10 protein-coding genes and 1 tRNA gene are annotated in these 14,315 nt (G+C 64.8%); 4 read left to right on the top strand and 7 right to left on the bottom strand.

The genetic code is table 11. The features are described from left to right. Positions 1-92 precede the first annotated feature (92 nt). The 4 genes from AC1DRP_RS09185 to guaB form a co-directional block, all read right to left on the bottom strand. On the bottom strand, positions 93-3,233 hold the full coding sequence (locus AC1DRP_RS09185) for an efflux RND transporter permease subunit (RefSeq protein ID WP_476768346.1): 3,141 nt from the start codon (positions 3,231-3,233) through the stop codon (positions 93-95). Beyond that, the gene (locus AC1DRP_RS09180) at positions 3,233-4,486 is read right to left on the bottom strand and encodes an efflux RND transporter periplasmic adaptor subunit (RefSeq protein ID WP_441489737.1); all 1,254 of its coding nucleotides are present in this window, start codon (positions 4,484-4,486) and stop codon (positions 3,233-3,235) included. The genes AC1DRP_RS09185 and AC1DRP_RS09180 overlap by 1 nt, the downstream gene beginning before the upstream one ends. Positions 4,487-4,690: 204 nt before the next feature. Then, positions 4,691-5,101 (bottom strand): MAPEG family protein, encoded by a 411-nt coding sequence (locus tag AC1DRP_RS09175; protein ID WP_441505946.1) that lies wholly within the window; start codon positions 5,099-5,101, stop codon positions 4,691-4,693. Between the two features lie 234 nt (positions 5,102-5,335). Further along, the gene (gene guaB / locus AC1DRP_RS09170) at positions 5,336-6,829 is read right to left on the bottom strand and encodes an IMP dehydrogenase (protein ID WP_441489739.1); all 1,494 of its coding nucleotides are present in this window, start codon (positions 6,827-6,829) and stop codon (positions 5,336-5,338) included. A gap of 275 nt (positions 6,830-7,104) precedes the next feature. On the opposite strand from guaB, the gene AC1DRP_RS09165 reads away from it, so the two are divergent. Beyond that, on the top strand, positions 7,105-8,544 hold the full coding sequence (locus tag AC1DRP_RS09165) for an MFS transporter (protein WP_476768345.1): 1,440 nt from the start codon (positions 7,105-7,107) through the stop codon (positions 8,542-8,544). A gap of 87 nt (positions 8,545-8,631) precedes the next feature. Here the strand turns inward: AC1DRP_RS09165 and AC1DRP_RS09160 are convergent, their stop codons facing one another. Both AC1DRP_RS09160 and AC1DRP_RS09155 read right to left on the bottom strand, forming a co-directional pair. After that, positions 8,632-9,348 (bottom strand): RlmE family RNA methyltransferase, encoded by a 717-nt coding sequence (locus AC1DRP_RS09160; RefSeq protein ID WP_476768344.1) that lies wholly within the window; start codon positions 9,346-9,348, stop codon positions 8,632-8,634. A 65-nt stretch (positions 9,349-9,413) separates the two neighbouring features. Then, complete coding sequence (locus AC1DRP_RS09155; RefSeq protein WP_441505944.1) at positions 9,414-10,538, bottom strand: Ppx/GppA phosphatase family protein; 1,125 nt, start codon at positions 10,536-10,538, stop codon at positions 9,414-9,416. Positions 10,539-10,744: 206 nt separating this feature from the next. Here AC1DRP_RS09155 and glpK point away from each other — a divergent pair, with 206 nt between their 5' ends. From glpK to AC1DRP_RS09140, 3 genes are all read left to right on the top strand, one after another. Then, complete coding sequence (gene glpK, locus AC1DRP_RS09150; protein WP_476768343.1) at positions 10,745-12,247, top strand: glycerol kinase GlpK; 1,503 nt, start codon at positions 10,745-10,747, stop codon at positions 12,245-12,247. Between the two features lie 104 nt (positions 12,248-12,351). Beyond that, positions 12,352-12,425, top strand: a tRNA-Gln gene (locus AC1DRP_RS09145). Positions 12,426-12,606: 181 nt separating this feature from the next. Beyond that, positions 12,607-13,506: an HNH endonuclease gene (locus tag AC1DRP_RS09140; protein ID WP_441505942.1), complete on the top strand. Its 900-nt coding sequence runs from the start codon at positions 12,607-12,609 to the stop codon at positions 13,504-13,506. A 156-nt stretch (positions 13,507-13,662) separates the two neighbouring features. Here AC1DRP_RS09140 and AC1DRP_RS09135 read toward each other — a convergent pair whose 3' ends face one another. Then, positions 13,663-14,241 carry a cupin domain-containing protein gene (locus AC1DRP_RS09135; protein WP_441505941.1) on the bottom strand — a complete coding sequence of 193 codons (579 nt, stop codon included), beginning with the start codon at positions 14,239-14,241 and terminating at the stop codon, positions 13,663-13,665. Between the last annotated feature and the right edge of the window lie 74 nt (positions 14,242-14,315).

The following is a 14,315-nucleotide window of genomic DNA, read 5'->3' as shown; positions in this document are numbered from 1 at the left end:
CCTTTGATGCATTCTGCAGAAATACGCCACGAACTGCAGGAGATGCGAAGTTCGTGGCGCAGGAACGATTGAGAGGGAGGCTTTGACCGCCCTCAGAGGTCCGGGCCGCGCACCGCCTGCGGGATGGCTACGGGCACAGCGGAGCTGGGCACGCTCTCGCGCTCGCCGCGACTGCGGCCGGAGAGCCAGGTGTCGACCTTGTCGAGGTAGAAATAGATCACCGGCGTGATGTAGAGCGTCAGCAGCTGCGAGACGATCAATCCGCCGACCACGGCGATGCCGAGCGGCTGCCGGAGCTCGGCGCCGGCGCCCGCGCCGAGTGCGATGGGAAGCACGCCGAAGATCGCGGCAAAGCTCGTCATCATGATCGGACGGAAGCGGACAAGCGCCGCCTCGCGGATGGCGGTCAACGCGTCGTCCCCCTGTTTACGACGCTCGATCGCGAAATCGACCATCATGATCGCGTTCTTCTTGACGATGCCGACCAGCATCAGGATGCCGATGATCGCGATCACCGACAGGTCCATGTTGAAATACTGCAGGGCGAGCAGCGCTCCGAGGCCGGCAGAGGGGAGGCCGGAGAGGATGGTGATCGGGTGGATGAAGCTCTCGTAGAGAATGCCGAGGATGATGTAGATCACCAGGATTGCGGCGAAGATCAGCAGGCCTTGCCCCTTCAGCGCATCCTGGAACAGCTGGGCGGAACCGGCGAAGCTCGTCACGATCGAGGCCGGCAGATTGACGTCGCGCTCGGCCGCGCGGATGGCGTTGACGGCGTCGCCAAGCGAGATGCCCGGCGCCGTGTTGAACGAGATTGTCACCGCCGGCTGCTGCGAAATGCGGTTCACCGCGAGCGGGCCGACGCTGGGCTTGATCGTCGCCACCGTTTCCAACGGCACGTTCAGGCCGTTCGCAGCCTTGAGCAGCAACCGCGAGAGCACAGCGGGATCCTGCTGATAGGCGCGATTGGCCTCCATGATGACCTGATAATCGGTCGAGGGGGTGAATATCGTCGCGATCTGGCGCGAGCCGAAAGCGTTGCCCAGTGCCTGCCGGATCTGGTCACTGGAAATGCCCAGGCTCGCGGCGCGTTCGCGGTCGATGTCGATCGAGAGCTGCGGGTTGCGCAACTGCAGATCGATATTGGCATCGCGCAGCTGCGGAAGCCGCGCGAGCCGCTGCTGCATCAGCGGAGCATAGGCGAAGAGCGCATTCAGGTCCGGTCCTTGCAGCGAATAGAGGTACTGCGCGCGTGACGACCGGCCGGCGTTGAGGTTGATGTTCTGCACCTGCTGGAACACCGCAGTGATACCCGGCACGTCGCCGGTCGCGCGCCTCAACCGCGAGATCACCACCTCGGCCTTCTCGCGCTGATCCTTGGGCTTGAGCGCGATGAACATGAAGCCGTTATTGGTGGCGTTGAAGCCGCCGATATTCGACGTCAGATAATCGACTGCCGGATCGGCCTTGACGATTTCGGCGATGCGGATCTGGCGCGCCGCCATCGCCTCGAATGACGTGTCGGGCGGGCCTTCGGTCGATGCGCGCAGGAGGCCGGTATCCTCGGTCGGGAAGAAGCCCTTCGGGATGTCGATATACATCTGCGCCGAGATATAGACCGTCGCCAGCGTGAAGATCAGCATCAGGATGCGCGCCTTCAGCACGCAATCCAGGGTCCAGCGGTAGGCGCCCAGCATCCCCTGGAAGCCGGCCTCGAAGACGCGCTCGATCAGGTTCGGCTTCTTGTGGTGATCATGCGCCTTGAGGAAACGGGCGCAGAGCATCGGGGTGAGGGTCAGGGAGACGAAGCCCGAGACGATGATCGCGGCCGCGATCGTGCCGGCAAACTCCGTGAAAACCTTGCCGACGACCCCGCCCATGAAGAAGACGGGAATGAAGACGGCAACGAGCGAAATGGTGATCGAGAGAATGGTGAAGCCGATCTCGCGCGAGCCGTCGAGGGCCGCCTGGAACGGTTTCTTGCCCATCTCGATATGCCGGATGATGTTTTCCAGCATGACGATGGCGTCATCGACGACGAAGCCGACCGCGAGCGTCAGTGCGAGCAGCGAGATGTTGTCGAGCGAATAGCCGAGCGCGTGCATGATCGCGAAGGTACCGACCAGCGAAATCGGCAGGGCGAGCGTCGGAATCAGCGTCGCGGCCAGGCTCTTCAGGAACAGGAAGATCACCATGATCACGAGCGCGATCGCGATCATCAGCGAGACCTCGACATCCTCCACCGCCTCCCGGATCGGGATCGAGCGGTCGTTCAGGACATTGAGTTCCATCGCGGCTGGARGTTGCTCGCGATAGGCCTCGAGCCTGGACTTGATGCTGTCGACGACCTCGACGGTGTTGGCGTCGGACTGACGATAGACCGCCAGCATGATCGAGCGCTGCCCGTTGAACCAGCTGCCGGTCTGGTTGTTCTCGACGGAGTCGTAGACCTGTGCCACGTCCTCGAGGCGGATCGGCACGCCGTTCTTCTGCGAGATGATGAGGTTGCCGTACTCGGCGGCGCGCTCCATCTGGCCCGTGGCGCCGAGCGTCAGGCGCTGGTTCTCGCCATTGAGCGTGCCGACCGGGGAATTGGAGTTGGCGGCGGCGATCGCATTGCGGACATCGCTCAGTGCCAGGCCGCGAGCCGAGACGGCGTCGGGATTGACCTGTACGCGCACGGCGTATTTCTGCGCGCCGAAGATGTTGACCTGCGCGACGCCAGGCAATTGCGAGATCTGCTGCTGCAGGATGTTCTCGCCGAATTCATGGACTTCGTAGAGCGGTTTCGTCGCCGAGGTCAGCACCATGAACAGCACCGGCTGGTCGGCCGGATTGACCTTCCTGAAGCTGGGTGGCGAGGGCAGCTCCGGCGGCAGCCGACGAGCGGTGGCACTCAGCGCGGCCTGCACGTCGAGCGCTGCGCCGTCGATATTGCGGTTGAGGTCGAATTGCAGCGTGATCGAGGTCGCGCCGAGCTGCGAGACCGAGGACATCGAGGTGATGCCCGAGATCGAGGCGAATTCGCGCTCCAGCGGTGCGGCGACCGAGGAGGCCATCGATTCGGGGCTCGCGCCCGGCAGGCGGGCGCTGACATTGATCGTCGGGAAATCGACCCGCGGCAATGCCGCGACCGGAAGCTGTTTGAAGGCGAACAACCCGAAGATCAGAAAGGTTGCCATCAGGAGTGTCGTCATCACCGGACGACGGATGCAGGCCTCCGGGAGGTTCATCAGCCAGCACTCCCGCGCTGCGAGGTCTGGTTGGGCGGCGGCCTCTGGCCGCCCCGGTTGCGCTCGACCGCGCGGGCGCCATCGGTCAGCAGGAGCTGGCCGTCGATGACGACCGTCTCGTCGCCCTTCAGGCCCGACGCAAGTACGACGCGGTCATCGATGGTGCGGTCGACGGTGACCGGGCGGGCGCGGGCGACGCCGTCCTCGATCACGAAGACGAAGGTGCCGTTCTGGCCGTTCTGGACGGCTTCGCGGGGCACGGTCAGCGCATCGGGCTCGACACGCAGGGTCAGGCGGACCTGGCAGAGGGCGCCGGGCCACAGGGTCTCGTCAGGATTGTTGAAGATCGCGCGCATCTGGATCGTGCCGGTCGTCGCATCGACGAGATTGTCGATGACCGCGATCTTGCCCTCGACGCCGCGGCTCGCACCCTGCTGCGTGGCAACCGCCACGGCCGTGCCGGCATTCATCGCTTCGCGGATGCTGGACAGCTGGCGCTGCGGCAGGGCGAAGCTGACATAGATCGGATCGATCTGGTTGATCGTCACCAGCGTGGTCGAATTGTCGCCGGTCTTGGCGATATTGCCTTCCTTGAGGCCGGCTACGCCAATCCGGCCCGAAACCGGGGCGGTGATGGTGTAATAGGTCAGCTGGACCTTGAGGGCGTCGACCGCTGCCTCACCGCCACGGACGCTGGCCTTGAGCGTCGCGACCTGGGTGCGGGCGGTGTCGAGACGCTGGTCGGTGGCGAAATCGCGCTTGGCGAGTTCTTCCGCCCGGCGCAGATCGGCTTCGGCGGAGGCGAGCGAGGCCTTGTCGCGGGCAACACCCGCTTCGGCCTGTTTCAGCAGCGCTTCCGCGAGGCGGGAGTCGAGGCGGAAGAGCATGTCGCCCTTCTTCACATAGCCGCCATCGGGGAAGCCGACCTCTATGATCTGCGTATCGACGCGCGAGCGCACCGCAACGCTCGAGAGTGCCTGCACGGTGCCGATCGCGTCGAGCCTGACCGGCATCGGCCGGCGTTCAGCCTTGGCCGTGACGATCGTCACGGGTGGGCGTTGTTGTCCCGAAGCGCGTGATGATGGGGCCGCGGCCTGCTGGGCCGGCTGGGCATAGGGCGGGATGATCTTTCCGTAGGGAATGCGATCGAGCGGAGGAGGGACTGATCGGCCGGAATAATGGAGACCCGCGCCAGCTGCGACCGCGCCGACGGCGGCCACGACAACAACGCGCCCGAAAGACAAGACAGCCATGCGAAACCTTGCGCCAGAGCGGGACAGACTCTGTACCATTTGGAACGGTCGTCCCTAAACCGTCCTAGCCGCAAGCATTTAGCATGCCGGCAGGTGGTTTTGGGCGCAAGCGCGAAACAGCGTTTGTCTCACGATGTAGCGAGGATGTGACAGAGTATATCTTGCGGACGTGCGTCTGCGATCATTGCACGCCGCACGAGCATGTCAAAGTACCGTAACGACAATGCCGACCGTCATGCAGAACAGGCAGGCGACACCCAGAGCAAACACAGCCGCGCGCACTGGGACCCGGTTGGACCCGGTATGGATCAAGGTGTGCACGATGCGCGTCAGCACGAAGGCCCAGGCAAGGGCAACAATCACCGTGCCGGTCGCGCCGACCTCCATGGCGAGCATGATCAGCGCGAAGAAAATGACCGGCGTCTCGAACTGATTGGCATAGTTCGCAGCGGCGAGGCGGGCACGCTCCGGATAGCGCTCGGTCGAGACCGCGATATCGGCCATCCCGACCTCCTTGTTCCGGAAGGCGACACGACGGCGCTGGAACAGGATGCCGAGCACGACGAAGGTCCACAGGATCTGAGCCAGGGCGGGGTAGACCAATTGGATCGTCATGGGCGGCTCGCCTCTCGCTGTTCATGCAAAGGAAAACCCTCACCCCGGGAGGTTGCCGGCAGATCACGCTGCGTTTGGACGAAATCGTCCAAACGCAGAAAACGTGATCGATTCTCATAGTTTAGAGCATGCTCAGTGCGAAAACCGTTGCCACTTTTTCGCAGCATGCTCTTGGGGCAATTTCGCGGTATGAGGGCCAATCGGCGTCACGATGGTATCGGCGAGGCCTGGGCCTCAGGATCGCGTCGGGTAGTTCGGGCTTTCGCGCACGATGGTGACATCGTGGACATGGCTCTCGCGCAGGCCGGCACTGGTGATGCGGATAAACCGGGCCTTGGACTGGTAGTCGGCAAGATCGCGCCCGCCGACATAGCCCATCGCAGCCCGCAAGCCGCCCGCGAGCTGGTGCAGCACGCCGGAGACCGGCCCCTTATAGGCGACCTGACCCTCGATGCCTTCCGGCACCAGCTTCAGGGCATCCTTGATGTCCTGCTGGAAGTAGCGGTCGGCCGAGCCGCGCGCCATCGCGCCGACCGAGCCCATGCCGCGATAGGATTTGTAGGAGCGCCCCTGGTAGAGGAAGGTTTCGCCCGGCGTTTCGTCTGTGCCGGCAAGCAGCGAGCCGACCATGGCGCAGGAGGCGCCGGCGGCCAGCGCCTTGGCGAGGTCGCCGGAATATTTGATGCCGCCATCGGCGATGACCGGAATGCCCGCCTTGCTCGCCGCCGAGGCTGCGTCCATCACCGCGGTGAGCTGCGGCACGCCGACGCCCGCGACGATGCGGGTGGTGCAGATCGAGCCCGGCCCGATGCCGACCTTGATCGCGTCGGCGCCGGCATCGATGAGAGCCTGCGCACCGGACGCGGTGGCAACGTTGCCGGCAATGATCTGAACGGTATTGGAGAGTTTCTTCACCCGGGTGACCGCTTCCAGCACCTTGGCGGAATGGCCATGGGCGGTGTCGACGACGATGATGTCGACACCGGCGTCGATCAGCAGCTCGGAGCGCTCGAAGCCGAGATCGCCGGTCGTAGTCGCCGCTGCAACCAGGAGACGACCCTGCGCGTCCTTGGCGGCATGCGGGTGGGCGACCTGCTTCTCCATGTCCTTGACGGTGATCAGGCCGATGCAGCGGAAATGATCATCGACGACCAGCAGCTTCTCGATGCGGAACTGGTGGAGCAGGCGGCGTGCCTCCTCCTGGGTCACGCCTTCGCGCACCGTGATCAGGCGATCCTTGGTCATGATCTCGGCGACGGGCTGCTCGGGGCGGTCGGCGAAGCGGACATCGCGGTTGGTCAGGATGCCGACGAGCTTGCCCTTGTGTCCCTGCGGGCCGCGCTCGACCACGGGGATGCCCGAGATCGAATGGTGCCGCATCAGAGCAAGCGCGTCGCCCAGTGTCTCGTCCGGGAAGATCGTGATCGGGTTGGCGACCATGCCCGATTCGAATTTCTTGACGAGCCGCACCTGCGCGGCCTGCTGGTCGGCCTCCAGATTGCGGTGGACGACGCCGAGGCCGCCGGCCTGCGCCATGGCAATCGCCATCCTGGCCTCGGTCACCGTGTCCATCGCCGAGGCGATGATCGGCAGGTTGAGCGAGATCGTCTTGGTGAGCTTGGTCGAGATATTGACGTCGGCCGGCATCACTTCGGACGGCCCCGGCTCGAGCAGGACGTCGTCGAAGGTCAGGCCGTCGCGGATGAGGGTGTCACTGATGCTTGCCATCGCCAACTCCAAGCCCATGCGGGGCATTTCAGGGTGGGCGACAACATGCGCCCGCTACCGAGTTGACGAGGCCCGATATCATGCGTGCGGCATCGCCGCTAGTGGCCTCAGCCGAAATTGAGGCGGATTATGCTGCGCTGCGATAACGCGACTCATGCGACAGGCGCAGAGCGTCTCTTCGCGATCCAGGCAAAATGGCCGTGTTCATGCCACATCCGGCGTGGCAAAGAACAAAACTCTCCGATCCCGGCTCCGGGCCGCAAGGTTCCTTATCCGTGCAACGCGCCAAACTCCTGCCCCTGATCGTCGCCTGCGCGCTGTTCATGGAGAACACCGACTCCACCGTGATTGCGACCTCGCTGCCGGTGATCGCGCAATCGCTGGGCGAGGACCCGATCGCGCTCAAGCTGGCGCTGACCTCCTATCTCGTCAGCCTCGCGGTTTTCATCCCGATCTCGGGCTGGATGGCCGATCGCTACGGCGCCCGCACGATTTTCCGCACGGCGCTCGGCGTCTTCATGCTTGGCTCGATCCTGTGTGCGATCTCGAATTCGCTCGGGGCTTTCGTCGGCGCGCGCTTCGTTCAGGGCATGGGCGGTGCCATGATGGTGCCCGTCGGTCGGCTGGTGATCCTGCGCAGCGTCGAGAAATCGCAGCTCGTCAGTGCGCTGGCCTATCTGACCGTGCCGGCCCTGGTCGGGCCGGTGGTCGGGCCGCCGCTGGGTGGCTTCATCACCACCTATTTCGACTGGCGCTGGATCTTCTTCATCAATATCCCGATCGGGCTGATCGGCATCGTTCTGGCGAGCCGCTTCTTCGAGGATGTCCGCGAGGAGGACGTTGCGCCGCTCGATCTCCGGGGCTTCATGCTGTCGGCCTTCGGCTTCGCGGCGCTGATGCTGGGGCTTGCGACCGGCGGCCGGCATCTGGTGCCGATCGAAGCCTCGATCGGCTTCGTGATCGCGGGCCTGGCCTCGCTGATGACCTATCTCTGGCATGCGCGCCGAACGGCCTATCCGGTCCTGAATCTCTCGCTCTTCAAGATCCCGACCTACCGGATCGGCGTGCTCGGCGGCTCGATCTTCCGGGTCGGCATCGGGGCGATCCCCTTCCTGCTGCCGCTGATGCTTCAGCTCGGCTTTGGCTATGACGCGCTGCATTCCGGCCTGATCACGTTTGCGTCCGCCGCCGGCGCCATGATCATGAAGACGCTGGCCAAGACGATCCTGGCGCGGTTCGGCTTCCGCCATGTCCTGATCTTCAATGCGCTGATCGGATCGGCCTTCCTGTCAGCATCCGGGCTGTTCACGCCGACGACACCGCAATGGCTGATGCTCAGCGTGCTGCTGATCGGTGGGTGCTTCCGCTCGCTGCAATTCACCGGCATCAATGCGCTGAACTATGCCGATGTCTCGAACCGGGACATGTCGAGCGCGACCAGCCTCTCCAGCGTGGCGCAGCAATTGTCGCTCAGCCTCGGGATCACGATCGGCGCATTCGCACTGGAGGCGGCGAACATGCTGAACGGCGGCAAGGCGCTGGGTGCGCATGATTTCTGGCCGGCCTTCGTGCTGGTCGGGCTGATTTCGGCCTCGTCGGCCCTCTGGATGACGCGGCTTGCCCCCGATGCCGGCGCCGAGGTTTCCGGTCACGCACCGCTCAGCGCGCGCAAGGCAACGGCCCAGGCAATCGAGGATCAGAAGCCGCTGGACTGAAGGGCTGGCCGGCAACTCCAGCGCTCAGGCGAGGGGGTAAGCAGGGGGCGCCGTCTAGACCTCCCCCTGGCGCGTTCGGAAGGCAGATCAGCCCTCTGTGTCCGCTGCCGGCTGTTCCTTGCGACGATAGCCGGTCGCCAGCACGTAGAGTTCCGAGGAATCCGCCCGGCTCGCTGCCGGCTTGACGTTGCGCACGGTGGTGAAGTCGCGCTTGAGCATGGCGAGCAGCTCGGCGCTTTCGCCGCCCTGGAACAGCTTTGCCAGGAAGAAGCCGCCGGGAGCCAGAATCGAATAGGCGAATTCCAGCGCGGCCTCGGCCAGCGCGATGATCTTGAGATGGTCGGTCTTCTTGTGGCCGGTGGTGTTGGCCGCCATGTCCGACATCACGCCATCGGCCCGGCCGCCGAGCCGCTCGGTCAGCAGGGCAGGGGCCTCGTCGGCCATGAAATCCATCTCGATGAGATCGACGCCGGGGATCGGATCGACGTGCAGCAGGTCGATGCCGACGATCGCGCCCTTGCCCCGCTCGAGCCCGATGCGCTGCGCCGCGACCTGGCACCAGCCGCCTGGCGCGCAGCCGAGGTCGATCAGCTTCTGGCCGGTCTTCAGGAACTTGTAGYGGTCGTCCATCTCCTCGAGCTTGAACGCCGCGCGCGAACGAAAACCGCGCTCCTTCGCCCGCTTGACATAGGGGTCGTTGAGCTGGCGTTCGAGCCAGAGCTGCGAGGAATGCTTGAGCTTGCCGGCCTTCTTCACCTTGACCCGCATATCGCGGGCGCCGGTGCCGCCTTTGGTGGTGCTCATTGCTGGGTGGTGCTCATCTCTTGGTGGTGCTCATGGCTACGGGGCTTCCTTCCCGTGGACTTACGTCATGCCTGCCTGCGGCGCCACCAGGCGCGATCTTCATGCATCATCCGGAGCAGGATGCCCTCGCGCAGGCCGCGGTCGGCGATGCGCACTTTCCGGCTCGGGAAGGCGCGCCTGATCGCCTCGAAGATCGCACAGCCGGCAAGCACGAGATCGGCCCGCTCGCGGCCGATGCAGGCATTGGCCGAGCGGGCGGCATAGTCCATATCGACCAGCCGGTCGATGACGGCGAGGATATCCGTCTCGTCCATCCACAGCCCGTCGACCAGACGCCGGTCATAGCGCGGCAGGCCGAGATGGATGCCGGCGACGGTGGTGACGGTGCCCGACGTGCCAAGCAGATGGAAACCGGCGGCGTCCTTTGCCGCCGCAGCGCGCGTCGCGAATGGCTTCAAGGCAGCGCTGCAATCATCGACCATGCGCTCGAATTTTTCACGCCCGACATCGACGCCGCCATAGCGCTCGGCGACAGAGACGACGCCCATCGGCAGCGAGGCCCATTCGCGGATGCGACCCGCCGGGTCGCGCGCCTGCGAGCGCCCGCCCATCCAGACGATCTCGGTCGAGCCGCCGCCGATATCGAAGACGATCACGCCTTCCGCCGTGGGATGGGCCAGCGCAGCGCAACCGGTGACGGCCAGGGACGCCTCGGTCCGCTGGTCGACGATCTCAAGCTCGAGATCGGCTTCCGCAGCGACCCGGCGGACGAAGTCGAGCCCGTTGGTGGCGGCCCGGCAGGCCTCGGTCGTGACCAGGCGCGCGCGGCTGACGCCGCGATGGGTCATTTTGCTCTTGCAGATCTTCAGGGCTTCGACCGCCCGGTCCATCGCCGCATCGGCAAGCCGCCCGCTCGCTGTAAGCCCTTCGCCCAGGCGAACGATGCGGGAAAAGGCATCGACGACGCGAAAGCCATGTTGGGCCGGGCGGGCGATCAGCAGCCGGCAATTATTGGTGCCGAGATCGAGCGCGGCATAGGTCGCGACCGGATGGCGCGAGGGCGCGTAATAGGTTTGCGTGACGGGGGCAGGGCCGAGGGGAGACGAGCCGATCGGGCGCGGATCGGCGCCATCAACCCCTGGGGATACCGCGAGCGCGATATCCCGATCCTGGCGGTCCTCGACCGTCACCGTGTTTTGACCCCTCGTCGGCCGCGGTTTGCACGCTCCGGCCGCTTGCTTCGGGTGAAGCGTAACAAGAGCCTGATGAAGATGCCAAGCGGAACCTGTGCGCTGTTCATTTGTCGGTGGAGTGCTTGCCTGCGGCGACACGCTTCGGCCAAGTTCGGGGCAAGCCCGGATCGGACGGGCCGCCACTGGGAAGGACCACTGCTGCCATGGCCGGRGCACGCTATATTCTCGCGATCGATCAGGGGACGACCTCGTCGCGCGCGATTTTGTTCGATGGTGCGCTCAGGGCTGTGGCATCGGCGCAGCGCGAGTTCCCACAGCATTTTCCGGCCTCGGGCTGGGTCGAGCATGAGCCCGAGGATCTGTGGGAAAGCGTTCTGGCGACCTGCCGCGAGGCCGTCAGCAAGGGCGGGCTCTCAGCCGCGGACATTGCCGCGATCGGCATCACCAACCAGCGCGAGACGACGCTGATCTGGGACCGCAGGACCGGGCAGGCGATCCACCGCGCCATCGTCTGGCAGGACCGGCGGACGGCGCCGCGTTGCGCCGAGCTCAGCGAGCGAGGCCATGATTCGCTGGTTTCGAGCCGGACGGGCCTGCGAATCGATCCCTATTTCTCGGCGACCAAGATCGCCTGGCTGCTCGACAATGTGCCGGGCRCGCGCCGGCGGGCGGAAGCCGGCGAACTCGCCTTCGGCACGGTCGATTGCTTCCTGCTGTGGCGCCTGACAGGCGGAGCCGTCCACGCAACCGACGCGACCAATGCGGCGCGCACCATGCTGTTCGATATCGGGCGCGGAATCTGGGACGAGGACCTGCTCGCGCTGTTCGACATTCCCCGCTCGTTGCTGCCGGAGGTTCGCGATTGCGCCTGCCTGTTCGGCGAGACGCTGCCCGACCATTTCGGCGCGGCGATCCCCGTACGTGGCATGGCCGGCGACCAGCAGGCGGCGACGATCGGCCAGGCCTGTTTCACGCCCGGTATGGTGAAGTCGACCTATGGCACCGGCTGTTTTGCCCTGCTGAACACCGGTTCGACGCCGGTGGCATCCCAGAACCGGCTGCTCAGCACCATCGCCTATCAGCTCGGCGGCGAGCGCACCTATGCGCTGGAGGGTTCGATCTTCGTCGCGGGGGCGGCTGTGCAATGGCTCCGCGACGGGCTCGGAATCATCGAGACGGCAAGCGAGACCGGGCCGCTTGCCGAAGCGGCCGATCCGACCCAGGCGGTCTACCTGGTGCCGGCTTTCGTCGGGCTCGGTGCGCCGCATTGGGACGCCGAGGCGCGTGGCGCTATTTTCGGGCTCACCCGCAACAGCGGCCCGCGCGAGCTGGCGCGGGCGACGCTGGAAAGCGTCTGTTACCAGACGCTCGATCTGCTCGACGCGATGCGTGCCGACTGGCCGGACGCCGGGCAGGGCGCCGCGGTGCTGCGCGTCGATGGCGGCATGGTCGCGTCCGACTGGACCATGCAGCGGCTCGCCGACATTCTCGCATTACCTGTCGACAGGCCGGAGGTGCTGGAGACGACGGCTTTGGGAGCCGCCTATCTCGCCGGCCTCGATGCAGGGCTGTTGCCGGAGCCGGATCGGTTTGCGGATCTCTGGCGGCTTGAACGGCGCTTTGTCCCCGGAATGGCGAAAAGCCAGCGCGAAAAGCTGGTCATGGGCTGGCGCGACAGCGTGCGGAGGACGCTGAGTACAGGCTGACAGGTGGCCCCGTCGCCTTCATGCACAAGATTGCTCACAATGGGCTTGCCATGCGGGCGCGGGTTGTTTAGACCGCGCCTCACCAACGAAGGCGTTCGCGCCGTTGGGGGATCGTCTAACGGTAGGACCCCAGACTCTGACTCTGGTTGTCTAGGTTCGAATCCTAGTCCCCCAGCCACTTTTCAGTGGCTTTCTTTGAAGATCCAAGAACTCAGCTGTTCAGGTCTGGTTGCCATCCAAAGGGATGTCCGCCCGCTGACCTCCGATGCCTTCATTGAAGGGTACGGCAACACCGCTCTTCGCGCGCCGCTCCCGACAGGAGACTAGCGTCGGGGCGTCACACAGCGCTATCAACGGCCATGGGGTTTGGCGTCTTCATCCACCGATACGATTCGATCTACGATGACAGCCCGGCTGAGAGATATCAGTTCCCGCGGCAATATCTTGGTCGCGTTCAAGCCTGCGTCAGTGACTGGATCGTCTACTACGAGCCGCGCAAAGTGGCGAATACGCGCGGATACTTTGCCATCGCCAAAGTTCAGCAGGTCATTCCCGACCCAGCCGCACACGACATGTTCATCGCGGTGATCGAGCCTAACAGCTATCTCGACTTCGCCAATCCGGTCCCCTTCGCTGACGAGAGCGGTGTCATCGAGCGCGGCGTCCTAAACGACGAGGGCCGGATATCGGGGCGAGCACAAGCCGCAGTGCGGCCGATCTCATCGGCCGACTTCAACCGTGTTCTCGCCCTCGGCCTCGACGATGCGGAGCCACTCCTGCCGCGAAGCGATGACCCGAACGTCGCCGGCGGGCTTGCGGAAGAGCAGGCTCCCTTTGTCTTCGATCAAGCCCGAGAGCGGTTGACGATCGCGCTCTCGCGGATCGTGCGCGATCGAGCATTTCGCCGAACGGTGTTGCGGGCCTATGGTGAGCGCTGTGCGATCACTGGACTCAGGCTGATCAATGGTGGCGGTCGTGCCGAGGTCGCTGCCGCTCATATTCGCCCCGTGGAGGCGAACGGGCCGGACATCGTCAGCAATGGGCTTGCGCTTTCGGGAACGGCGCATTGGATGTTCGATCGCGGGCTGATCAGTCTGTCCGATGACCTGGACATTCTGGTCTCGCGACATGCGAACGACGTCGAAGGCATCCGCGCCTTCGTGAACCGAAGCGGCCGCGCATTTGCGCCCGCGCGGCCCGTTGAGCGTCCGCATCCTCACTTCCTCAATTGGCACCGCGAGACCTGCTTCAAGCAGTAACGAGATTGCCAAGTCGCCCTTCGCCTGCGCGATTGATCAACGCGGCGGCAGCAAAGCGGCCGAGGTCCTTTGATCTCGCGCGCAGAGGCGTTTGAAAACGACCATCGACGATCCTGGGTCCTCCTCCGGCGAGGCGCCGCCAATCGCGCCCAGGCCTCAAAGATAGGGCGGCGTGCAGGCGCTCACGACCTCGCATCGCGTCGCGCCGATATTGCGAAAGCGATGGGGGGTGCGGCTGTCGAAGAGATACGCATCGCCGGGGCCAAGGATCTTGATCTGTTCGCCGACGGTGATCTCGAGCTCTCCCGACAGGACCACCCCGCCTTCATGGGAATCGTGCTTCAGCATGGTCACGCCGGTATCGGCGCCGGGCTCGTAGGATTCATGCAGGATCTGCAGGTTATGCGCCTTGGCGTCGCCGACCTGTCGGAACGACATGCGGCCCTCGCCGCTGCCGCCGCTGACCTGATGCAGGCGCGATGTCAGGTCGAGAAGGTCGTCCGCCTCGAAGAACACCTTGCCTCGCGGCACGCGCTCTTCGTCAAAGAAATTCACCATCGACATCGGGATGCCGTCGAGAATCTTGCGTAAGGACGCGACCGAGGGACTGTTCCGATTCTGCTCGATCAGCGAGATCAGGCTGTGCGTCACGCCCGAGCGAGCTGCCAATTCACGTTGCGAAAGCCCGGCAGACGCCCTGATTTCCTTCAATCTTCCACCCACGTCAAAACTCATGACCGGTCTCCGCCCGTCTTCGTTCCATCACGCAATGCCTGCAACCTGATCCGCACAGCCTGCAGCGCTTGCCT

This window comes from Allobosea sp. 01N443, assembly GCF_056399325.1.
The sequence above is the reverse complement of the archived record's forward strand: the minus strand, read 5'-3'. Positions and strand labels throughout refer to the sequence as shown.

Bases quoted from the DNA above. Each gene is read 5' to 3' on its own strand.
- AC1DRP_RS09180 (WP_441489737.1), bottom strand. From the start codon at position 4,486: ATGGCTGTCTTGTCTTTCGGGCGCGTTGTTGTCGTGGCCGCCGTCGGC.
- AC1DRP_RS09175 (WP_441505946.1), bottom strand. From the start codon at position 5,101: ATGACGATCCAATTGGTCTACCCCGCCCTGGCTCAGATCCTGTGGACC.
- guaB (WP_441489739.1), bottom strand. From the start codon at position 6,829: ATGGCAAGCATCAGTGACACCCTCATCCGCGACGGCCTGACCTTCGAC.
- AC1DRP_RS09140 (WP_441505942.1), top strand. From the start codon at position 12,607: ATGGGGTTTGGCGTCTTCATCCACCGATACGATTCGATCTACGATGAC.
- AC1DRP_RS09135 (WP_441505941.1), bottom strand. From the start codon at position 14,241: ATGAGTTTTGACGTGGGTGGAAGATTGAAGGAAATCAGGGCGTCTGCC.